The 21512-nt window shown below is 58.7% G+C and carries 18 protein-coding genes; 8 read left to right on the top strand and 10 right to left on the bottom strand.

The window, feature by feature from the left end:
• Positions 1-63: 63 nt before the first annotated feature.
• Both amiA and hemF read left to right on the top strand, forming a co-directional pair.
• Entirely contained in the window at positions 64-936 is an 873-nt protein-coding gene (amiA, locus tag EV102420_RS04255) for an N-acetylmuramoyl-L-alanine amidase AmiA (RefSeq protein ID WP_042389385.1), read from the top strand.
• On the top strand, positions 936-1838 hold the full coding sequence (gene hemF, locus EV102420_RS04250; RefSeq protein ID WP_042389383.1) for an oxygen-dependent coproporphyrinogen oxidase: 903 nt from the start codon (positions 936-938) through the stop codon (positions 1836-1838). The genes amiA and hemF overlap by 1 nt, the downstream gene beginning before the upstream one ends.
• A 5-nt stretch (positions 1839-1843) precedes the next feature.
• Here hemF and maeB read toward each other — a convergent pair whose 3' ends face one another.
• Positions 1844-4123, bottom strand: coding sequence for an NADP-dependent oxaloacetate-decarboxylating malate dehydrogenase (gene maeB / locus EV102420_RS04245; protein WP_042389381.1), 2280 nt, complete (start codon positions 4121-4123; stop codon positions 1844-1846).
• Positions 4124-4404: 281 nt separating this feature from the next.
• Between maeB and tal the strand changes: the two genes are divergently transcribed.
• The gene (tal, locus tag EV102420_RS04240) at positions 4405-5355 is read left to right on the top strand and encodes a transaldolase (RefSeq protein ID WP_042389377.1); all 951 of its coding nucleotides are present in this window, start codon (positions 4405-4407) and stop codon (positions 5353-5355) included.
• Positions 5356-5375: 20 nt separating this feature from the next.
• Positions 5376-7370: a transketolase gene (gene tkt / locus EV102420_RS04235; RefSeq protein ID WP_042389374.1), complete on the top strand. Its 1995-nt coding sequence runs from the start codon at positions 5376-5378 to the stop codon at positions 7368-7370.
• Here tkt and EV102420_RS04230 read toward each other — a convergent pair.
• Together EV102420_RS04230 and nudK are read right to left on the bottom strand one after the other, a co-directional pair.
• A complete protein-coding gene (locus EV102420_RS04230; RefSeq protein ID WP_042389371.1) occupies positions 7360-8403 on the bottom strand; it encodes a DUF1176 domain-containing protein in 1044 nt (347 codons plus the stop codon). The two genes, tkt and EV102420_RS04230, sit on opposite strands and share 11 nt — an antisense overlap.
• A gap of 128 nt (positions 8404-8531) precedes the next feature.
• Positions 8532-9107 (bottom strand): GDP-mannose pyrophosphatase NudK, encoded by a 576-nt coding sequence (gene nudK / locus EV102420_RS04225; RefSeq protein ID WP_042389368.1) that lies wholly within the window; start codon positions 9105-9107, stop codon positions 8532-8534.
• A 204-nt stretch (positions 9108-9311) separates the two neighbouring features.
• Here nudK and acrD point away from each other — a divergent pair, with 204 nt between their 5' ends.
• A complete protein-coding gene (gene acrD / locus EV102420_RS04220; RefSeq protein ID WP_042389365.1) occupies positions 9312-12428 on the top strand; it encodes a multidrug efflux RND transporter permease AcrD in 3117 nt (1038 codons plus the stop codon).
• A gap of 97 nt (positions 12429-12525) precedes the next feature.
• Here acrD and ypfM read toward each other — a convergent pair whose 3' ends face one another.
• Positions 12526-12585: a protein YpfM gene (gene ypfM / locus EV102420_RS21995; RefSeq protein ID WP_100181659.1), complete on the bottom strand. Its 60-nt coding sequence runs from the start codon at positions 12583-12585 to the stop codon at positions 12526-12528.
• Between the two features lie 485 nt (positions 12586-13070).
• On the opposite strand from ypfM, the gene EV102420_RS04215 reads away from it, so the two are divergent.
• The 3 genes from EV102420_RS04215 to EV102420_RS04205 are packed head-to-tail and all read left to right on the top strand — an operon-like array spanning position 13071 to position 14765.
• Positions 13071-13418, top strand: coding sequence for an ArsC family reductase (locus EV102420_RS04215; RefSeq protein ID WP_042389930.1), 348 nt, complete (start codon positions 13071-13073; stop codon positions 13416-13418).
• Between the two features lie 3 nt (positions 13419-13421).
• A complete protein-coding gene (gene dapE / locus EV102420_RS04210) occupies positions 13422-14549 on the top strand; it encodes a succinyl-diaminopimelate desuccinylase (protein WP_042389363.1) in 1128 nt (375 codons plus the stop codon).
• 27 nt (positions 14550-14576) lie between these two features.
• Complete coding sequence (locus EV102420_RS04205) at positions 14577-14765, top strand: YpfN family protein (RefSeq protein WP_042389360.1); 189 nt, start codon at positions 14577-14579, stop codon at positions 14763-14765.
• 49 nt (positions 14766-14814) lie between these two features.
• On the opposite strand, the gene ypfH is transcribed toward EV102420_RS04205, so the two are convergent.
• The 6 genes from ypfH to dapA all read right to left on the bottom strand — a co-directional run bounded on the left by ypfH (position 14815) and on the right by dapA (position 21386).
• Complete coding sequence (gene ypfH / locus EV102420_RS04200) at positions 14815-15513, bottom strand: esterase (protein ID WP_042389358.1); 699 nt, start codon at positions 15511-15513, stop codon at positions 14815-14817.
• Between the two features lie 77 nt (positions 15514-15590).
• Positions 15591-17612 carry a tRNA(Met) cytidine acetyltransferase TmcA gene (locus EV102420_RS04195; protein ID WP_042389356.1) on the bottom strand — a complete coding sequence of 674 codons (2022 nt, stop codon included), beginning with the start codon at positions 17610-17612 and terminating at the stop codon, positions 15591-15593.
• A gap of 24 nt (positions 17613-17636) precedes the next feature.
• On the bottom strand, positions 17637-18497 hold the full coding sequence (gene ypfJ, locus EV102420_RS04190; protein ID WP_042389354.1) for a KPN_02809 family neutral zinc metallopeptidase: 861 nt from the start codon (positions 18495-18497) through the stop codon (positions 17637-17639).
• A 130-nt stretch (positions 18498-18627) separates the two neighbouring features.
• Complete coding sequence (gene purC, locus EV102420_RS04185) at positions 18628-19341, bottom strand: phosphoribosylaminoimidazolesuccinocarboxamide synthase (RefSeq protein ID WP_042389351.1); 714 nt, start codon at positions 19339-19341, stop codon at positions 18628-18630.
• A gap of 118 nt (positions 19342-19459) precedes the next feature.
• Positions 19460-20491, bottom strand: coding sequence for an outer membrane protein assembly factor BamC (gene bamC / locus EV102420_RS04180; protein WP_042389348.1), 1032 nt, complete (start codon positions 20489-20491; stop codon positions 19460-19462).
• A 16-nt stretch (positions 20492-20507) separates the two neighbouring features.
• Complete coding sequence (gene dapA / locus EV102420_RS04175) at positions 20508-21386, bottom strand: 4-hydroxy-tetrahydrodipicolinate synthase (RefSeq protein ID WP_042389345.1); 879 nt, start codon at positions 21384-21386, stop codon at positions 20508-20510.
• Positions 21387-21512: the final 126 nt, after the last annotated feature.

The raw sequence follows: 21512 nt of genomic DNA, 5'->3' as shown, positions 1-21512 counted from the left end.
GTGTCGTAAGCTTGTAGGCGATACGCTAAAACACCAGGGACGCAGGAATACATTTCGGGTCGTATGAGCACATTTAAACCATTAAAAGTACTTACATCGCGTCGTCAGGTTCTGAAAGCAGGTCTGGCGGCATTGACACTGACAGGCACGTCGCGGGCCATCGCCAAAGATGACTCATCGCTGAAAACCGGTAACGGGCACACTAAGCCGAAGGCCAAAAAGGCCGGGGCCAGGCGCGTGGTCATGCTCGACCCTGGCCACGGCGGGATCGACACCGGCGCCATCGGTCATAACGGCTCGAAAGAGAAGCACGTGGTGCTGGCGATCGCCAAGAACGTGCGGGCGATCCTGCGCAGTAAAGGCATCGACGCGCGGCTGACGCGTACCGGGGATACCTTTATCCCGCTTTACGACCGTGTGGAGATTGCCCACCAGCACGGAGCGGATCTCTTTATGTCGATCCATGCCGACGGCTTTACCAATCCCGATGCAGCAGGCGCGTCGGTATTTGCCCTCTCCAATCGGGGAGCGAGTAGCGCCATGGCAAAATACCTCTCCGATCGTGAGAACGCCGCCGACGACCTGGCCGGTAAAAAAGCCCGCGATAAAGATCATTATTTGCAGCAGGTGCTGTTTGACCTGGTGCAGACCGACACCATCAAGAACAGCCTGACCCTTGGCTCGCATATCCTGAAGCAGATCAAGCCGGTGCACCGCCTGCATAGCAAGCACACCGAGCAGGCGGCGTTTGTGGTGCTGAAGTCTCCCTCCGTTCCCTCGGTACTGGTCGAGACCTCCTTCATTACTAACCCTGCTGAAGAGCAGCTGCTGGGCACCAAGGCGTTTCGCCAGAAGATCGCCTCGGCCATTGCCTCCGGCGTGCTGAGCTACTTCAGCTGGTTCGACAATCACAAAGCGCACTCGAAGAAACGTTGATGAGCAAACCTGACGCAAACACCGTTAAAGCCTTTTTCCTTCAGCTGCAGGACAGGATCTGCCAGCAGCTCTCCGCCGTCGACGGCAGCGACTTCTTTGAAGATAACTGGCAGCGTGAGGCCGGCGGTGGCGGGCGCACCCGCGTTCTGCGCGACGGCGGCGTCTTCGAGCAGGCGGGAGTCAACTTCTCCCACGTGCACGGCGACGCCCTGCCCGCCTCGGCAACCGCGCACCGCCCCGAGCTGGCCGGACGCAGCTTTGAAGCCATGGGCGTTTCGCTGGTGGTGCATCCCCACAATCCCTACGTGCCAACCAGCCACGCCAACGTGCGCTTCTTTATTGCCGAGAAGCCGGGTGAGGATCCGGTCTGGTGGTTTGGCGGCGGCTTTGACCTCACGCCCTACTATGGCTTTAGCGAGGACGCCGTACACTGGCATCGCACCGCACGGGATCTCTGCCAGCCGTTCGGCGAAGAGGTCTATCCGCGCTACAAGAAGTGGTGCGACGACTACTTCTATCTGAAGCACCGTCACGAGCAGCGCGGCATCGGCGGCCTCTTCTTTGACGATCTCAATACGCCAGACTTTGACCAGTGCTTCGCCTTTGCCCAGGCGGTGGGCGATGGGTATACCCAGGCCTACCTGCCGATTGTTCAGCGACGGAAAGCGATGGCATACGGCGATCGCGAGCGCAACTTCCAGCTCTATCGCCGGGGTCGCTACGTTGAATTTAATCTGGTGTGGGATCGTGGAACGCTGTTTGGCTTACAGACCGGCGGGCGTACGGAGTCGATTCTGATGTCGATGCCGCCGAAGGTGGCGTGGGAGTATAACTACCAGCCGCAGGAGGGCAGCCCGGAAGCCGCCCTCAGCGAGTTTATCAAAGTCAAAGAGTGGATCTAACGCGCTTATAGCGGCTGCGTCTGCGCCTCTACCACCGCCAGCGCCACCATATTGACGATGCGGCGGACGGAGGCGATAGGCGTCAGCACGTGCACCGGTTTTGCCACGCCCATTAGCACCGGCCCGACGGTGACGCCCTCCGAACTGGAGACGCGAAGTAAGTTGTAACTAATCCGCGCCGCCTCGACGTTAGGCATAATCAAAATATTGGCCGAGCCTTTCAGCGGGCTGTCCGGCATTCTATCCTGACGAATGCTCTCTAGCAGCGCGGCGTCGCCGTGCATCTCCCCGTCAATCATCAGGTGCGGATCGCGCTCGCGTACTTTCGCCAGCGTCTCGCGCATCTTGCACGCTGCCGGTGAGTTCGACGAACCGAAGTTCGAGTGCGACAGCAGAGCCACTCGCGGCTCAATACCGAACCGGCGCACGGTCTGGGCCGCCATCAGAGTAATGTCTGCCAGCTGCTCCGGCGTCGGATCGTCGTTGACGTAGGTGTCAGCAATAAAGGTGTTGCCGCTCGGCAGCAGCAGCGCATTCATCGCCCCTGCCGTCTGCACTCCGTCACGGTAGCCAAACAGCTGTTGCACCACGCTAAAGTGCTCGTGATAGTCGCCGATGGTGCCGCAGATCATAGCATCCGCCTCGCCGCGCTGAACCATGATCGCCCCAATCACCGTGGTGTTGCTAATCACCGCCCGCTGGGCCTGCTCCTGGGTGATGCCGCTGCGCTTCATGATGCTGTAGTACTCGCTCCAGTACTCTTTAAAGCGCGGGTCGGATTCGTTATTGACGATCTCAAAGTCGACGCCGGGACGGATCTGCAATCCCAGCTTCTGGATACGCATCTCGATGACGCCGGGGCGGCCCACCAGAATCGGCTTCGCCAGCCCGAGGGTGACCAGCTCCTGGGTCGCGTGCAGAACCCGCGCCTCCTCCCCTTCCGACAGCACCACCCGCTTCGGATCGTTGCGCGCCTGAGAGAAGACCGGCTTCATAAACAGGTTGGTTTTGTAGACAAATTCGGTGAGCTTATCGACATAGGCAGTAAAGTCGCCGATGGGCCGCGTCGCGACGCCGGAGTCCATCGCCGCTTTCGCTACCGCCGGGGCGATCTTGACGATCAGGCGTGGATCGAAAGGTTTGGGGATCAGGTACTCAGGGCCGAAGCTCAGATCCTGATCGCCATAGGCCGAGGCCACCACTTCGCTCTGCTCGGCGTGGGCCAGTTCGGCAATGGCGTGCACCGCCGCCAGCTTCATCTCTTCGTTGATCGCAGTAGCGCCCACGTCGAGCGCGCCACGGAAGATGAATGGGAAGCAGAGCACGTTGTTGACCTGGTTAGGGTAGTCAGAGCGCCCGGTACAGATAATCGCATCCGCACGCACCGCTTTTGCCACCGGGGGGAGGATCTCCGGCTCCGGGTTCGCCAGGGCGAGGATCAGCGGCTGGCGCGCCATCTGCTTTACCATCTCCTGGGTCAGGACGTTCGGCCCAGAGCAGCCGAGGAAGATGTCCGCGTCCTGCATCACCTCTGCCAGCGTGCGCTTGCCGTTATCCTCAATGGCGTAGGCGGCCTTGGTTTCAGCCATCGGCGTCTCGCGGCCCTGGTAGATCACCCCTTTGGAGTCGCACACCACGATGTTGTGCTTCTGCATTCCCAGCGCCACCAGCAGGTTCATACAGGCGATGGCCGCAGCCCCCGCGCCGGAGACCACCATCCGCACGTCGGAGAGGTTCTTCTCTACCACCCGCAGACCGTTGAGAATGGCGGCGGTGCTGATGATCGCCGTGCCGTGCTGGTCGTCGTGGAAAACCGGAATATTCATCCGCTCGCGCAGCTTCGCCTCAATATAGAAGCACTCCGGCGCTTTGATATCCTCAAGGTTAATGCCGCCAAATGTGGGCTCAAGCGCCGCCACCACGTCGATAAACTTGTCCGGATCCAGCTCATCCACCTCGATATCAAAGACGTCGATGCCGGCAAATTTCTTAAACAGGACGCCTTTGCCCTCCATCACCGGTTTGCCTGCCAGCGCACCGATATTGCCCAGCCCCAGCACCGCCGTTCCGTTGGAGACCACCCCCACCAGGTTGCCGCGTGCGGTGTACTTAAAGGCTGCCAGCGGATCTTTTTCAATCTCCAGACAGGGGGCGGCGACGCCCGGCGAGTAGGCTAGCGCTAAATCGCGTTGCGTCGCGAGCGGCTTGGTCGGGGAGACCTGAATTTTTCCGGGGATGGGGAACTCGTGAAAATCGAGGGCACTCTGTTTTAACTGGTCGTCCATTATGATGTTCCTTTCACGTATCGTTTGTAGGTGTGAAGCGTGATAGCGCTCCTGACGCGCCCCCTAGTATCGCCGTTGAGCGCGGCATAAACTTTGAACGCTGCCAAACTCTGACCACCCCGCCGCAAAATTTGTTATCAATTTATATCAACGGTGTTATGCCCTTACGCCAGCAAACCGGTGTCCGTCTGCTATGCTTTTTTGTTATGCATGTTCTATTTTCCACGAAGGTGTGAACCAACGCACTCACGTAAGCTTTTGCTTTTCAAGGAGTATTGTGTATGAACTACTTAGACGGCATCAAACAGTTCACCACCGTCGTCGCCGACAGCGGTGATATCGAATCCATTCGCCACTACCAACCGGAAGACGCCACCACTAACCCCTCCCTGCTGCTGAAAGCCGCGGCGCTGGAGCACTTCTCGCACCTGGTCGACGATGCGCTGGAGTACGGTAAAGCGCGCGGCAAGACGCAGGAGCAGCAGGTTGCCGAAGCCAGCGACAAGCTGGCGGTGAATATTGGTGCGGAAATTCTGAAAAGCATTCCTGGCCGCGTCTCTACCGAAGTTGATGCTCGCCTCTCCTTTGATAAAGAGAAGAGCATCGCCAAGGCGCGCCGTATCGTGCAGCTCTATGAGGAGCTGGGCATCGACAAGTCACGCATTTTGATCAAGCTGGCCTCTACCTGGGAAGGGATCCGCGCCGCAGAAGAGCTGGAGAGAGAGGGCATCAAGTGTAACCTGACCCTGCTCTTCTCCTTTGCCCAGGCGCGGGCCTGCGCCGAAGCGGGCGTCTACCTGATCTCTCCGTTCGTAGGGCGTATCTACGACTGGTACCAGCAGCGCAAGCCGCAGGATCCCTACGTGGTTGAAGAGGATCCGGGCGTGAAATCGGTACGTAATATCTACGATTACTACAAGCGCAACCGCTATGAAACCATCGTGATGGGAGCAAGCTTCCGCCGTATCGAACAGATCGTCGCTCTGGCTGGCTGCGACCGCCTGACCATCTCTCCGTCTCTGCTTCAGGAGTTACAGGACAAAGAGGGCACCATTGAGCGCAAGCTGGTTCCCACCTCACAGAGCTTCCCACGTCAGGAGCCGCTGACCGAGGCTGAATTCCGCTGGGAACATAACCAGGATCCGATGGCGGTAGAAAAACTCTCTGACGGTATCCGCCAGTTCGCCGTTGATCAGCGCAAACTCGAAGATCTGCTTGCCGCTAAACTTTAATTTTTGTCATGGAGTGAAATATGTCTCGTAAAGAGCTTGCCAACGCCATCCGCGCCCTGAGCATGGACGCGGTACAAAAAGCCAACTCCGGCCATCCCGGCGCGCCAATGGGCATGGCCGATATCGCTGAAGTGCTGTGGAACGATTTCCTCAAGCATAACCCGACAGATCCGACATGGTACGACCGCGACCGTTTTATTCTCTCCAACGGTCACGCCTCTATGCTGCTCTACAGCCTGCTGCACCTCTCCGGCTACGATCTGCCGATTGAGGAGCTGAAAAACTTCCGCCAGCTGCACTCCAAAACGCCGGGCCACCCGGAGATCGGCTATACGCCGGGCGTTGAGACCACCACCGGCCCGCTGGGCCAGGGGCTGGCTAACGCGGTGGGGCTGGCGATAGCCGAACGCACCCTGGCAGCGCAGTTTAACCAGCCGGGACATGAGATCGTCGATCACTTCACGTACACCTTTATGGGTGACGGCTGCCTGATGGAGGGGATCTCCCACGAGGTTTGCTCTCTAGCGGGCACGCTGGGGCTGGGCAAGCTGATTGGTTTCTATGACCATAACGGCATCTCCATCGACGGTGAAACCGAAGGCTGGTTTACCGACGATACCGCCAAACGCTTTGAAGCCTACCACTGGCACGTCGTACATGAGATTGACGGTCACGATCCAGAGGCGATTAAAGCAGCCATTCTTGAAGCACAGAGCGTGAAGGATAAACCGTCGCTGATCATCTGCCGGACGGTGATTGGCTTTGGCTCGCCGAACAAAGCGGGTAAAGAGGATTCCCACGGCGCGGCGCTGGGGGAAGAAGAAGTTGCCCTGACCCGCCAGAAGCTGGGCTGGAAGCATCCGGCCTTTGAGATCCCGAAAGAGATCTACCAGGCGTGGGATGGCCGCGAGCGCGGTGAGAAAGCCCAGCAGTCGTGGAAAGAGAAGTTTGCCGCCTATGAGAAGGCGCACCCGGAGCTGGCAGCAGAATTTTCCCGTCGCATGAGCGGTGGCCTGCCGGAAAACTGGGAGCAGCTGACCCAGGAGTACATCACTAAACTTCAGGCTGAGCCCGCGAAAGTCGCTACCCGTAAGGCATCCCAAAACGCGCTTAACCAGTACGGCCCGGCGCTGCCAGAGTTGCTGGGCGGCTCCGCGGACCTTGCGCCAAGTAACCTGACCATCTGGTCTGGGTCAACGTCGCTGAAAGAGGACCCGGCCGGGAACTACATTCACTACGGCGTGCGTGAGTTCGGTATGACCGCCATCGCCAACGGTATCGCCCACCACGGCGGCTTCGTGCCCTATACCGCAACCTTCCTGATGTTCGTCGAGTATGCGCGTAACGCTGCGCGTATGGCAGCGCTGATGAAGGCCCGTCAGATCATGGTGTATACCCATGACTCCATTGGTCTGGGGGAAGATGGCCCGACCCACCAGGCGGTTGAGCAGCTCGCCAGCCTGCGCCTGACGCCGAACTTCAGCACCTGGCGTCCCTGTGACCAGGTCGAAGCCGCCGTCGGCTGGAAGCTGGCTATTGAGCGCCACAACGGCCCAACCGCGCTGATCCTCTCTCGCCAGAACCTTACCCAGATGGAGCGTACCCCGGAGCAGGTGAAAGCCATCTCCCGCGGCGGCTATATTCTGAAGGACAGCGATGGCCAGCCGGATCTGATCCTGATCGCCACCGGCTCGGAGATTGAGATCACCATGAAGGCAGCGGAGCAACTGAGCGCCGAGGGTCACAAGGTGCGGGTGGTCTCTCTGCCCTCGACGGACATCTTCGATGCCCAGGATGATGAGTACCGTGAATCGGTGCTGCCGTCAGACGTCAGCGCCCGCGTGGCCGTTGAGGCCGGGATTGCCGACTACTGGTACAAATATGTCGGCCTGAAAGGGGCCATTGTCGGGATGACCGGCTACGGCGAGTCCGCACCGGCCGATAAGCTGTTCCCGTTCTTTGGCTTTACCGTTGAGAACGTGGTCGCTAAAGCGAAAAAAGTGCTTAACGTGTGATCCACAGCGTGGGCCAGGCGTCTGGCCCATGCCAGTTGTCACAGCTTGGCTCTTCTGCATAGCGCACCAGACGAAAGCGCTGGCCGTCAAAACGCCAGCGCGTCTGAATCCCACAATCTGCAAGCCCGCGACCCTTGGCAAGCGTTGTCAATTCGCGGGCTTTCTGATCGAATTCAGCATTCATTAGCTCCATCTCATCGTTGCCGCTGCCGGGGGTAAAGGGCAGGCGCAGGCGCACCGCTTTGGTCGCGTAGGGTTTATGACGCGATACCAGCCAGGCGAGATCCACCGTATTGTAGGCTCCCGCTTCGCAGCTCACGATCAGCAGCGCTTTATCGTCGGTGAGGGCCGTCACGCGCACCTCTCGACGCATCGGATCCAGCGAACACTGGCTGCTGTTCATCCGCATGCTGCCGTAATCCAGCAGCGAATCCATCTCTTCACGGGTCAGCGGCGTCGGCGTCGGGTTCACTACTGCCACCCCTTTCAATGCCGGGGCAGGCGGCACGCTCAGCGAAGGATTGCCGCCCTTTTTGATCCACGCGGTTTCGCTGCCGACGCGTTTTTGCTGGGCATCAATAAACAGCAGCGCCGCCTTGAGCCCGACCAGGGAGATCGTGCCCTGCCCGTCCTTAAGGGTTATCGCCTGTGCATTCTGAATGGTCTGTAAAAAAACGTTGATGGTCGGCGCATGCTCGGTGATCAACCGCCACGGCGAAATCGCCCAGTGCTGAGCCTCCAGCCGCAGCGGTATACCGTCGAGCAGCAGGCGTGGCGCAACGGGCGGCTCTTTTGCCGATGGCGTCTGGCTCCCGCCAAGCTCGATACGCAGCTGCGCATCGGTTCGTGCTCCCGCGCTGCGCGTCAGGGTCATGACGAGTCCATGGTGCTCGCCGGTATTGCGTGCTACGCAGAAATTTTGATTATTACAGGTGACCTGCCAGTCGGAAAAATTCTGCTGGGCGGGTGCCGCCCACGCAAACGAGGCGACAAATAGATTAAGCAGTAGCAGCAGCAAAACGCGATAACGCATGAACGGTACAACCCCAGAAGTAGAAGCGTAGCAAATAAACAGGGTATCTTCGTCGTCATGGGGTAGCCGACTCAATCGGATTTATCGGATAGATTTATTCTAAATACATGTTATTAACCCGATTAATATCAAGACATTAGACCGGAGGCCTGTAAATATTGCAGTAATATCACTGCCTTAGCGTCACGTATCTCGCCGCTGGCTACTGCTTCCAGCGCCTGGGTGAAAGGCATCTCAAGGACTTCAATATCCTCATCTTCTACGCCGCCGCCCGCGTTAGCCTTCAGGTTGTCGCTATATTCGGCAATAAAGAAGTGAACAATTTCAGTTACGCCGCCGGGTGACATATACAGTTCAAATACCTTGCGCACCTCGCCGACCTCGTAACCCGTCTCCTCCATCGCCTCTTTACGCGCGCACACCTCCGGCGCGTCGTTGTCCAGCAGTCCGGCGCAGGGCTCAATCAGCCGACCATCTTCGTTGCCGTTCACCCAGGTGGCAATGCGGAACTGACGAACCAGCACCACGCTGCGTTTCTCCCGGTTATAGAGCAGAATGGTTGCCCCGTTGCCGCGATCGTACACCTCGCGGCGGTGACGGATCACCTCCCCGTTGCGGCGGGTCAGATCGTAGGTGATATTGCGTAACACGAAGTAGTTTTCAGAGAGGATCTTATCTTTGATAACGTCTATTTTCAGCGACATACAGGCCCTATACGGTAAGTGTGAGCCTCTATTTTACGCTTTAGGGCCGGCCTTGTCGCGCCAGCTAATCTTCACCACCTGCGCAAACAACGTGATAATTTACACTTTCTCCTTTTTTTCTCCACGTTTAGTCAGGCGATTGCCGTTAAAGTGACATAAAGCAATGTAGAGTTATAAAGCACAATAAAAGAGGTCTCCCTTCTGATGGCGAATTTCTTTATCGATCGCCCAATTTTCGCCTGGGTGTTAGCTATCATTTTGTGCCTCACCGGCACGTTGGCAATTCTTTCGCTGCCCGTTGAGCAGTATCCCGATCTGGCCCCGCCTAACGTGCGGATCGCGGCCAACTATCCTGGCGCCTCCGCGCAGACGCTAGAGAATACCGTTACCCAGGTTATTGAGCAGAACATGACCGGGCTCGATAACCTGATGTACATGTCCTCACAAAGCAGCGCCACCGGGCAGGCAACGGTGACCCTGAGCTTTGCAGCGGGTACCGATCCCGACGAGGCGGTGCAGCAGGTGCAAAATCAGCTTCAGTCGGCAATGCGCAAGCTGCCGCAGGCGGTACAGAACCAGGGTGTAACGGTACGCAAAACCGGTGATACCAATATCTTAACCATCGCCTTCGTCTCAACGGACGGCTCAATGGATAAGCAGGATATTGCCGATTATGTCGCGAGTAACATTCAGGATCCCCTCAGCCGGGTGAATGGCGTGGGCGACATCGACGCCTACGGCTCGCAGTATTCGATGCGCATCTGGCTCGATCCGGCCCGCCTGAACAGCGTCCAACTAACGGCGAAGGACGTAACCGATGCCATTGAGGCGCAGAACGCGCAGATCGCCGTCGGCCAGATGGGCGGTACCCCGTCGGTAGACAAGCAGGCGCTGAACGCCACCATCAATGCCCAGTCGCTGTTAGAGACCCCAGAGCAGTTTCGTAACATCACCCTGCGGGTCAACCAGGACGGATCCGAGGTGCGCCTTGGTGACGTCGCTCAGGTCGAGATGGGCGCGGAGAAGTATGACTACCTGAGCCGCTTCAACGGCAAGGCGGCTTCAGGGCTTGGGGTCAAGCTGGCCTCCGGGGCCAACGAGATGGAGACGGCGAACCTGGTGCTCAACCGGCTTGACGAGCTGGCGCACTTCTTCCCGCACGGCCTGGAGTACAAGGTGGCCTACGAGACCACCTCCTTCGTTAAGGCCTCGATTATCGACGTGGTGAAGACGCTGCTGGAGGCTATCGCCCTGGTCTTCCTGGTGATGTACCTCTTTCTACAGAACTTCCGTGCCACCCTCATTCCAACCATTGCCGTGCCGGTGGTGCTGCTCGGCACCTTCGCCGTGCTCTACGCCTTCGGCTACAGCATCAATACCCTGACCATGTTTGCTATGGTGCTCGCCATCGGCCTGCTGGTGGATGACGCTATCGTGGTGGTAGAGAACGTTGAGCGCATCATGAGCGAGGAGGGTCTCTCTCCGCGCCAGGCCACGCGCAAGTCCATGGGCCAGATCCAGGGTGCGCTGGTGGGCATCGCGATGGTGCTCTCAGCGGTGTTTGTGCCGATGGCCTTCTTCGGCGGCACCACCGGGGCAATCTACCGCCAGTTCTCGATCACCATCGTCGCGGCGATGGTGCTGTCGGTGCTGGTAGCGATGATCCTCACCCCGGCGCTGTGCGCGACCCTGCTCAAGCCGGTGCAAAAAGGGGAGCAGCACGGGCAGACGGGCTTTTTCGGCTGGTTTAACCGCATGTTTAACCGCAGCGCGGCGCGCTATGAGTCCGGCGTCGCGAAGATCCTCCATCGCAGCCTGCGCTGGATGCTGATCTATGCCCTGCTGCTCGGCGGGATGGTATTTCTCTTCCTGCGTCTACCCACCTCGTTTCTGCCGCAGGAGGATCGCGGCATGTTCACCACTTCGGTGCAGCTGCCCAGCGGCGCTACCCAGCAGCAGACGCTGAAGGTGGTGGAGAAGGTCGAGAACTATTTCGCCACCCACGAAAAAGATAACGTGACGTCGGTCTTCGCCACCATCGGCTCCGGGCCCGGCGGCAACGGCCAGAACGTGGCCCGCATGTTTGTTCGACTGAAGGATTGGGACGATCGCGATCCGACTACCGGCAGCTCATTCGCCATTATCGACCGTGCCACCAAGGCGTTTCGCGATATCAACGAGGCGCGGGTCTTCGCCAGCAGCCCACCGGCCATCAGCGGCCTCGGCAGCTCGGCCGGGTTTGATATGGAACTACAGGATCACGCTGGCGCCGGGCATGACGCCCTGATGGCCGCCCGCGACAAGCTGCTGGAGCTGGCCGGGCGCGATCCATCTCTGGCCCGCGTACGCCACAACGGTCTGGACGACAGTCCGCAGCTACAGATCGATATCGATCAGCACAAGGCGCAGGCGCTCGGCGTCTCTATCGACGACATCAACGACACGCTGCAAACGGCCTGGGGCTCCAGCTACGTTAATGACTTTATGGATCGCGGCCGCGTGAAGAAGGTCTACGTTCAGGCGGCGGCGAAGTACCGCATGCTGCCGGACGATATTAACCTGTGGTACGTGCGCAACAGCGCCGGGGGCATGGTGCCCTTCTCTGCCTTCGCCACCTCCCGCTGGGAGACCGGCTCTCCGCGCCTGGAGCGTTACAACGGCTACTCCGCCGTGGAGATCGTCGGCGAAGCCGCCACCGGGGTCAGCACCGGTACCGCTATGGACATTATGGAAAAGCTGGTTAGCCAGCTGCCCGGCAGTTTTGGCCTTGAGTGGACCGCTATGTCCTACCAGGAGCGGCTCTCCGGCGCGCAGGCTCCGGCGCTGTACGCCATCTCCCTGCTGGTGGTCTTCCTCTGCCTGGCGGCGCTGTATGAGAGCTGGTCGGTGCCCTTCTCGGTGATGCTGGTGGTGCCGCTGGGGGTGATCGGTGCCCTGCTGGCCACCTGGATGCGCGGCCTTGAGAACGACGTCTACTTCCAGGTGGGGCTGCTCACCGTGATTGGGCTATCGGCGAAAAATGCCATTCTGATCGTCGAGTTTGCTAATGAGATGAATGCCAAAGGCCAGGATCTACTTTCGGCGACGCTGCACGCCTGCCACCAGCGTCTGCGACCGATCCTGATGACCTCGCTGGCATTTATCTTTGGCGTCCTGCCGATGGCCACCAGCAGCGGCGCAGGCTCCGGCAGCCAGCATGCGGTAGGGACCGGGGTGATGGGCGGGATGATCTCGGCCACCGTGCTGGCCATCTTCTTTGTACCGCTGTTCTTTGTGCTGGTGCGTCAGCGCTTCCCGTTAAAAGAGCGTCAGGAAGATTGAACAACAAAAAAGGCGGCCTACAGTGGCCGCCTCGCTGTTGCGTGATATGGTTCACGCTTTGTTATATTAGTGCTTCTTTCTTAGTGCGTATCCGGAATTATTTACGAAGCATGCCTTCGATAAAATCTTTCCAGTTCCCCAGTTCATGTTCAATCATAACAACCTCATCTAATTATTATGGGTATTCTACAAAAAATCGCCATTGCTGTGAAGAGACGCTAAATCAATTGCTATGATTGGCCACCTCCGCGGTATTTGTTTGGCTTGAATAGACTATGACGCAACGACATGTAAGAAAATGTGACATATAGCAACATTCCTAAAAACGGGCAGCGAAACGTTTCGCGAGCGTGACGCACTTCGCAAGTTTACGCTTTTGCTAGCTCAAGGTTGCAGAATAATTGCAGGGCGAGAGTCCAGGCATATATTGCGCAACACACAATTTAATTAGCAGACAAATATATTGAGGCCTGTCCGCCGACTATTTTCTCTAATAGATTGTCATTATTCAAATTAGATGAGTACTAAACCGAAACTAAAACAAATTGCTTCACCCTCGCGGTGGATCGGGTAATACTCTCTCTTTACCTGCTTACAAAGTGAAATTTTATGAATAACATTTCATCAGACGCGCTACCGGTGATGTACGGCATCAAAAACTGCGACACAGTTAAAAAGGCGCGCCGCTGGCTTGACGCACAGCAGATAGCCTACCGCTTCCACGACTACCGGGCCGACGGGCTGGATGCGGCCCTGCTCGATACCTTTATTGCTGAGCTGGGATGGGAAGCGCTGCTGAATACCCGAGGCACCACCTGGCGCAAGCTGGACGACGCGCGGCGGGAAAGCATTCAAACTGCGCCTTCGGCGGCGGAGCTGATGCTTGAAATGCCTGCAATTATCAAACGCCCATTGCTCTGCGCGCCCGGTAAGCCTATGCTGCTTGGTTTCACAGAAACCAGCTACGTGCGCTATTTTAACGAGGTGTAGTCTATGTCATGCCCGGTTATTGAGCTGACCCAACAGCTTATTCGCCGCCCTTCTCTTAGTCCCGACGACGCAGGATGCCAGGCGTTAATGATTGAACGCCTGCGTGCTATCGGCTTTACCGTTGAAAGGATGGATTTTGGCGACACGCAAAACTTCTGGGCATGGCGCGGCCAGGGCGAGACGCTGGCGTTTGCGGGTCATACCGACGTAGTGCCCGCTGGCGACGCTGACCGCTGGATCAATCCGCCTTTTGAACCCACCATTCGCGACGGGATGCTGTTTGGCCGCGGCGCGGCCGACATGAAAGGTTCTCTTGCGGCGATGGTGGTGGCTGCCGAGCGCTTTGTGGCTCGGAATCCGAACCACAAAGGTCGTCTGGCCTTTCTGATCACCTCCGACGAAGAGGCCAGCGCCACGCACGGTACGGTCAAGGTCGTAGAGGCGCTGATGGCGCGCAACGAACGCCTCGACTACTGCCTGGTGGGCGAACCCTCCAGTACCGAAGTGGTGGGCGACGTGGTGAAGAACGGACGTCGTGGGTCGATGACCTGCAACCTGACCATTCACGGCGTGCAGGGTCACGTGGCCTATCCGCACCTGGCGGATAACCCGGTCCACCGCGCTGCGCCGATGCTTAACGAGCTGGTGGCTATCGAGTGGGATCGCGGTAACGAATTTTTCCCGCCGACCAGCATGCAGATCGCCAATATCCAGGCCGGTACTGGGAGTAACAACGTGATCCCTGGCGACCTGAAGGTGCAGTTTAACTTCCGCTTCAGCACCGAGCTCACCGACGAGATGATCAAAGCGCGCGTCGCTGCGCTGCTGGATAAATATCAGCTGCGCTACACCCTGGACTGGTGGATCTCCGGCCAGCCGTTCCTCACCTCACGCGGCAAGCTGGTGGATGCGGTGGTGAAGTCGATTGCGCACTATAATGAAATTGAACCGCAGCTGTTAACCACGGGCGGGACCTCGGACGGGCGGTTTATTGCGCGGATGGGGGCTCAGGTGGTGGAACTGGGGCCGGTGAATGCGACCATTCATAAAATCAACGAATGCGTAAACGCCGCCGATCTGCAGCTGCTGGCCCGTATGTATCAACGCATTATGGAACGGCTCGTTGCATAATAGGCGTTTCTGAATGAGGATATGAGCATGGAATGGCTGGCTAAATACTGGTGGATTCTGTTACTGGTTTTCCTGGTGGGCGTGCTGCTGAACGTCATTAAAGACCTCAAGCGCGTCGACCATAAGAAATTTCTCGCCAACAAGCCCGATCTGCCCCCGCATCGCGACTTTAACGATAAGTGGGATGACGAAGACGACTGGCCGAAGAAAAAGTAGTCGGCTTTGATTACGCCGGGCGGCGCCACCGCTTGCCCGGCCTACAAATCTACATAAACTCTACAATATCGTCGTCGTTGAACCTGCCGCCGCTCTGCGCCTCATCAAAATAGTGCTTCGGCACGGTATAGCTCAGACGGTCCAGCGCCAGCTGCATACCCTCATGGCTGATGCCGTGTCCCACATCATCAATGATATCCAGCGTCACATCGCCCCCGGCCTGTAACAGCGCCTCCTGGGCGGCAACGGCATGCGTTAGCTCAATCACGCGATCCTCCCCGCCGTGGATCAGGTGGATCGTTACCGCCGCGCTGATGGTCGCTGGCAGGGTGGCAAAGCGACCGCTAAAGGCAATCACCCGCGACGCCAGCGTGGGCTGGGCTTTCACCCCCTCCAGGGCCATGATCGCCCCCTGCGAGAAGCCGATCAGCGCCGTGGCCTGTGGCCCCAGTCCACTTTCTTTTTGCCAGTAACGTACCGCTTCAATAAAGGCGGGCATGATGGCGTCCACGCGTTCCTGACGATTCTCCTCGGTGACGCCCTGCACGGAGAACCACTGCCGCGCGGGAGCCGGACCGCAGGGTTCAGCCCCACCAACGCTGACGATCAGCGCATCCGGAAAGCGAGCGGTGAAACCGGTGCCGACCTGCCCCATGGCGACCGGATTATCGCCGACGCCGTGAAACAGCAGCAGCAGCTGGCTGGCTGGTTTATCCGGACGTTGTACTACATGGTAGTTGTGTTCCATGGCGGTCTCCTTATAGCGTTGAGGTAAGTTTACGCCGCACGGCGGCGATGACCATGCCATTTAACTGAATGAGTTAGTTAAAAAAATTGCAGCTGTGCTATCTGCTGCTGGCTCTGCGCTGCCCGGTCCGCATCCAGAGACACCAGCGCCGCTGCCGTCTCGTGTCGTTGGGCAGCCAGCAGCGCCTTGCGTCCGGCCAGCCGGAGACGCTGGCAGGCCTGGGCCTCATTCAAACTCTGCTCCAGCTGGCTGCGCAGCGCCGCCAGCGGCAGGTTGCTGTGCATCAGCAGACGGCTGAGCGCCCCCATCGCCGCCGAAAGCGGGCGATGGGCAAAAGCAAAGCCAGCCAGCTCGTGCCAGTCATCACTATTAAGGGTAGTCGGCTCCCCCGGCGGCAGAGGTAACTTTTCGTCACGCCAGGGAGTTAGCCAGGGCAGATCCCTCGCCAGCCTGCGCTGCTCCGTCGCCACCAGCGACTCTGCCGCAGGGGTGAGCGGCAGGAGAGCCATCGCCGTGTAGCAGCCGCTGCTGGCTTCACGATGGCTGCCGAGACGCACCAGCTGAAAACCGCAGCGCTGCCAGAAGCGCCACAGCTCGCGGGTGTAGCCGAAGCTCACCGACAGATAGTCGTAGCCTGCGCTGTGGGCGTGCGCTTCGGCGATCAGCCGCTGACCAATGCCCTCCCGCTGGCGTGAAGGGTGAACAGCAATACGGCTGATACGACACCCGAACAGTGTCGCCGCCAACGGGCTGGCACCGTGCGCCGCCAGCGACTGAGCGACAAGATTGCCGCGCGGCCGTCGAAAGCCCGCCCACACCGCCTGGCTAAGCGCGGAAGACAATCCCCCCTCCTCCACCAGCCACAGTGCGGCGATGGGCTGCTCTCCGACCAGCGCCTGCCAGAAGCGCTGGCCCGGCGCATCCATCATCCGCCGCAGGTCGAGAGGCGATGTCCGGTAGTGGGCGCTGGTCAGCAGACGATAGAGCGCAGCGGGCTGCGCTGGCGAGGTTAGCCAGGCATCCTGCGTCAAAGGAGAAATACGGTATTCAGCGCCCGGAGCCGAACCGGGAAGAGCATCATCAAACAGCAGCAGGTCACTGATGAAGGCCTCAAGCGGGCAGCCGCTGGCCCAGCGTAGCGGCGTGCTGAGGCTACGGTGTTGCAAGCGATCCAGCCCGGCGCAGAGCTTCAGCAAAAAGCCCTGCCCTGTTCCCTCGTAGCCCTGCACGGTCGTCGTAAGCAGAACCCGGCTGAATCCGGCGATCAGCTGGCGCAGCTGCGGGCCTGGTATTGCCGCCGCCTCATCCACGATCAGCCAGTCAGGAAGAGGCGTATCTCCGTCAGCCAGCCGCTGGCGCAGCGCATCCGGTGGCACAAAGTTCACCTCGTCTCCGGCAAACTGTGCCAGCACGTCGGTAGCGGCGCGGGTGGGCGCGGTCACGATAGCATTGCCGTGTAAATGACGCAGATGCATGCCCGCCAGCGCCGATTTGCCGCGCCCGCGTGGGGCGGTCACTACCATAACGCCGGGCGACATAGCCTGTAGTTCAGCGAGAATTGCGGCCTGCTCCCGCTCCGGTGCACCGTTGGCCGGATGCCACGCCTGACGCGGGGCAAACTCAGGCAGCGTAAGCGGCTGCCCCTGCTGCCAGAGGATCACCTCACTGTGGGTCTGTAGCGTACGGCAGAAGTGATTGATAAACCGCGGGGTAGCGATGGGCAGAGTGGTATCACTCCAGCGACAGGCGTCGGCGTCGGGCGTCTCTGCCCAGCGGGAAAGTGCGGGCGTCAGCAGGATCAGCCAGCCTCCCGCCCGCAGCGTACCGCCGAGCGCCGCAAAGGCGGCAACGTCAAAGCCGCGGCGAGCATCAAAGACGGCATGGCTGAACTCGCGGCCCAGCAGCGTAGTGAGCGCCCGAGGATGGCAGTAGTCTGCCGCCAGCGCGGCATCCTGCTCGTCACCCACCCATAGCGCCGACTGATGCGCTATCAGGTCAGCGGCCTGCTGCTGGCACCACGTCTCTTCCCCGCTAATCACCAGCAGGCGACGGATGCCCTCGCGCGCCATCTGCGCGCTCAGGGCAATTAAACGCTCCATGTCACCGTTCCCGAAAATAGAGCCTTACAGCGTTTTGCCAAAGGTATTGCACTGGGCGACATCACCCGTGTCGAAGCCGCGCTTAAACCAGGTGTAACGCTGCTCGGAGGTGCCGTGGGTAAAGCTATCCGGCACGACCCGGCCCTGACTCTGCTGCTGAAGACGGTCGTCACCAATCGCTTCGGCGGCGTTCAGCCCCTCCTGCAGATCGCCCTCCTCCATCACGCCCTGCTGCTGCATGCTGCGGCCCCAGACCCCAGCAAAGCAGTCCGCCTGCAACTCCATCTTCACCGACAGGCGGTTAACTTCTGCCTGGGAGGCGTTTTGCTGCAGCTGGCGCACCTTTGGCTCAATACCCAGCAGCTTCTGCACGTGGTGACCCACTTCGTGGGCAATGACATAGCCCTGAGCGAAGTCGCCCGCCGCGCCGAGCTTGCTCTTCATCTCATCGTAGAAAGAGAGATCGATATAGACTTTGCTGTCCGCCGGGCAGTAGAACGGCCCCATGACCGACTGACCAGTACCGCAGCCGGTCTGGGTATAGTTGCGGTACATCACCAGAGTCGGTTGCTGATAGGTGCGGCCCATTTTCTCAAACAGCTGGGTCCACGTCTCTTCGGTGGTGGCAAAAATGACACGGGTAAACTTCGCCGCTTCATTCTCCTGAGGTGTGGCCACCTGCTGGGTACCCGGCTGGGACATCGGCTGCCCGGTGAGCAGCCCGGTTAAATCCACGCCGTAGTAGCCGCCGATCACCACAATCACCAGCAAGATAATCCCACCCTTGCCCCGGGGCAGACGCAGCCCACGGCCACCCAGCGGGCTACCTGATTCGCTACGCCTGTCTTCAACGTTATTACTTTCGCGACGCCCTTGCCAACGCATAATCACCTCAGAGATATTTTTAATAAATATGATTGATCGTAGGCGGTTAAGGGCAGGATTACCATAAGAAAGGTGCTGTAACAGGCCGGAGGAGTGGGGAACGCCTCCGGCTAAGAGCCAAAGAGTGAAACTAGTCCAGTTTCACGCCGAGACGGTGGGCCACGGCTTCATAGGCTTCGATCACGCCGCCAAGGCTCTGACGGAAGCGGTCTTTATCCATTTTATCCATGGTCTCTTTGTCCCACAGGCGGCTGCCGTCCGGGGAGAACTCGTCGCCCAGCACCACTTCGCCGTTGAACAAACCAAACTCCAGCTTGAAGTCCACCAGGATCAGACCGGCATCGTCAAACAGTTTGGTCAGCACATCGTTGGCCTTGTAGGTCAGCTCTTTCATGCGCGCCAGGTTTTTCTGATTCACCCAGCCGAAGGTTTCGCAGTAGGAGTCGTTAACCATTGGATCGTGCATTTCATCGTTTTTCAGGAACAGATCGAACAGAGGCGGATTGAGGATCATCCCCTCCTCAACGCCCAGACGCTTCACCAGCGAGCCCGCTGCACGGTTACGGATAACGCACTCCACCGGCACCATCTCCAGCTTCTTAACCAGGCACTCGGTATCGGAGAGCAGCTGCTCCATCTGTGTCGGGATGCCCGCCTCTTCCAGCTTGCTCATAATGAAGTGGTTGAACTTGTTGTTCACCATGCCCTTACGATCGAACTGTTCAATGCGTGCGCCATCCCCTGCTGACGTATCATTGCGGAATTCGAGCACCAACAGGTCGGGGTTTTCCGTGCTGTATACGGTCTTCGCTTTGCCACGATACAACTCAGCTTGCTTTTGCATCTTTGTTACTCCAGGTTCCAGGTGTGATGATTTGAAGTCTAACTGCGGCCATTATCCGCTACGCACACGTTTGCGTCTACCCTGATAAAAAAGGCCGGAGCAATCCGGCCTGATTTTTTTACTTAAATGCAGCTTCGAAAACGGCCACCAGCGCGTCGTTTTGCGCCTGGGTCAGGGTGTGCCCTTTCGGATCGATAAACTGCAGGCTGCTGCGGTTATCGAGATCGCCTACCTGTAGCTTGTAGTCACCGGAGGTCAGGCCCGGATCGCGCGCGCCAAGTGCCAGCCAGTCGCTGTCTGAGAGCGGCTTGTAGGTGACCGCCATGCTGCCGGTTGAGCGCGTGGAGTCGGTTACCTTCATGCCCACTTTCTCAAGGGTCGCAGGCAGGCGCTGCCAGACTACGTTAAACGGCCCACGGACTACGAGCATCGGCAGACCGGTATCGTCGGCACCGCTCTGTACGTCGAGGGTGGCGGCAGAGCGGTTCTGCGCGGCGTTCTGTGACGCAGTGGCGGTTTTATCCAGCCCGGCGGAGATCGCGTTCAGCATTTCGGTGCTGTAGCGCTGCAGCGAGGCGGTATCGGCCACCGGCTTGCCAGCCTGCTCCAGGTTCATCAGCTTGACGACAACCGCCTGCTGATAGCCCTGCGGCTTAACCGAGATTTGATAACGGCCACGGTACTGCTGATCTTCGTCGAGGCGGTTCCAGTCAACCCAACCGGTGGTCAGGGTCTGCGCGGCATCGTCACGTTTATCAATCGCGTAGTTGTTGCCCTGAACCGTGCTTACCACCTGTGGCCACAGCGTGCTACGGTTGCCGTTCTCCACCAGCAGCGTTGCGGTATCACCGGTAAACTGGGTGCGGGCACCCGTTACCAGCGCCAGCGGCTGGGCCGGTGGGCGGATATCCAGCGCTTTACCAACGGCACCGCTGCCGTTAGCCACTGGAATGTTGTAGTCACCGTTCTGCACTGGCAGGATCATGCCAGCAGGCGCATGAAGTTCACCAAGCGGCGCGGCATCCAGATAGGATTCATCACCGCTAACCTGGCGCTTGTAGCGCGAGTCCGAATTACAGGCAGCGAGCAGCATAACAAGCGAAACACTCGCTACCTTCACCAGGCGCGACTTCTGTACTGAGTAAGCCATCAAATCTCCCTAAACTTTACAGCAAACCGGCGTGCTTAAGCGCAGCGGTAACAGCCTCACGACCGTGGTCGGTAATCGGCGTCATCGGCAGACGCAGCGTGTCGGTCGCCACAAGCCCCAACTCCTTACATGCCCATTTCACTGGGATAGGATTGGGTTCGACAAATAGTTTGTTGTGTAACGGCATCAGACGCTGGTTAATCACCCGCGCTTCGCTAAACTGCCCTTCGGCAGCCAGACGGCACATCTCTGCCATGTCGCGTGCGGCCACGTTAGAGGTCACGGAGATCACACCGTGACCGCCAAGCTGCATAAAGTCCAGCCCGGTGGCATCATCACCGCTCAGAAGACCAAAGTCATCTGAAACCAGCTCTTTGATCTGATGAACACGACTTAAGTTCCCGGTAGCCTCTTTGATTGCGACAATATTGTTCACTTTCGCCAGGCGACCCACGGTTTCAGGCAGCATATCGCAACCGGTACGCGAAGGTACATTATACAGAATTTGCGGCAGATCAGTGTGTTCCGCGATGGCTTTAAAATGCTGGAACAGCCCTTCCTGCGTCGGACGGTTGTAGTAAGGCGTTACCGTCAGGCAGCCTACCACACCGCTGCCGTTGAAGCGCTCGGTAAGGCCGATCGCCTCGGCGGTAGCATTTGCACCGGTGCCTGCAATAATCGGGATGCGCCCGTCGGCCAGTTCAAGCGTCAGCATCACGACGTCACCATGTTCCTCATGGCTCAGCGTGGCGGACTCACCGGTGGTGCCTACCGATACAATCGCCGAGGTTCCGCTGGCGACATGATAATCAATCAGTTTCTTCAGGCTTGACCGGCAGACATTACCTTTCTCATCCATCGGTGTAACAAGCGCGACAATACTTCCCGTGAACATGGGCCATCCTCTGTGCAAACAAGATTCTCAATGGTACGTTTGGTGCTGTAATAAAAGCAAGCGACGCGAGGCGTTCCGGCGGTTGTATGCCGGTTTTTTTTATGCTTTCCTTAGGATTACCGAAAC

The organism is Pseudescherichia vulneris NBRC 102420, assembly GCF_000759795.1.
Lineage (GTDB): Bacteria > Pseudomonadota > Gammaproteobacteria > Enterobacterales > Enterobacteriaceae > Pseudescherichia > Pseudescherichia vulneris.
This window is presented reverse-complemented; position numbering and strand designations above follow the sequence as displayed.

Excerpts from the sequence above, each read along its gene's own strand:
- maeB (WP_042389381.1), bottom strand. The coding sequence starts at position 4,123 with ATGGACGACCAGTTAAAACAGAGTGCCCTCGATTTTCACGAGTTCCCC.
- dapE (WP_042389363.1), top strand. The coding sequence starts at position 13,422 with ATGTCATGCCCGGTTATTGAGCTGACCCAACAGCTTATTCGCCGCCCT.
- hemF (WP_042389383.1), top strand. The coding sequence starts at position 936 with ATGAGCAAACCTGACGCAAACACCGTTAAAGCCTTTTTCCTTCAGCTG.
- bamC (WP_042389348.1), bottom strand. The coding sequence starts at position 20,491 with ATGGCTTACTCAGTACAGAAGTCGCGCCTGGTGAAGGTAGCGAGTGTT.
- tal (WP_042389377.1), top strand. The coding sequence starts at position 4,405 with ATGAACTACTTAGACGGCATCAAACAGTTCACCACCGTCGTCGCCGAC.
- acrD (WP_042389365.1), top strand. The coding sequence starts at position 9,312 with ATGGCGAATTTCTTTATCGATCGCCCAATTTTCGCCTGGGTGTTAGCT.
- amiA (WP_042389385.1), top strand. The coding sequence starts at position 64 with ATGAGCACATTTAAACCATTAAAAGTACTTACATCGCGTCGTCAGGTT.
- EV102420_RS04215 (WP_042389930.1), top strand. The coding sequence starts at position 13,071 with ATGTACGGCATCAAAAACTGCGACACAGTTAAAAAGGCGCGCCGCTGG.
- purC (WP_042389351.1), bottom strand. The coding sequence starts at position 19,341 with ATGCAAAAGCAAGCTGAGTTGTATCGTGGCAAAGCGAAGACCGTATAC.
- EV102420_RS04230 (WP_042389371.1), bottom strand. The coding sequence starts at position 8,403 with ATGCGTTATCGCGTTTTGCTGCTGCTACTGCTTAATCTATTTGTCGCC.
- tkt (WP_042389374.1), top strand. The coding sequence starts at position 5,376 with ATGTCTCGTAAAGAGCTTGCCAACGCCATCCGCGCCCTGAGCATGGAC.
- ypfJ (WP_042389354.1), bottom strand. The coding sequence starts at position 18,497 with ATGCGTTGGCAAGGGCGTCGCGAAAGTAATAACGTTGAAGACAGGCGT.
- nudK (WP_042389368.1), bottom strand. The coding sequence starts at position 9,107 with ATGTCGCTGAAAATAGACGTTATCAAAGATAAGATCCTCTCTGAAAAC.
- EV102420_RS04205 (WP_042389360.1), top strand. The coding sequence starts at position 14,577 with ATGGAATGGCTGGCTAAATACTGGTGGATTCTGTTACTGGTTTTCCTG.
- dapA (WP_042389345.1), bottom strand. The coding sequence starts at position 21,386 with ATGTTCACGGGAAGTATTGTCGCGCTTGTTACACCGATGGATGAGAAA.
- EV102420_RS04195 (WP_042389356.1), bottom strand. The coding sequence starts at position 17,612 with ATGGAGCGTTTAATTGCCCTGAGCGCGCAGATGGCGCGCGAGGGCATC.
- ypfH (WP_042389358.1), bottom strand. The coding sequence starts at position 15,513 with ATGGAACACAACTACCATGTAGTACAACGTCCGGATAAACCAGCCAGC.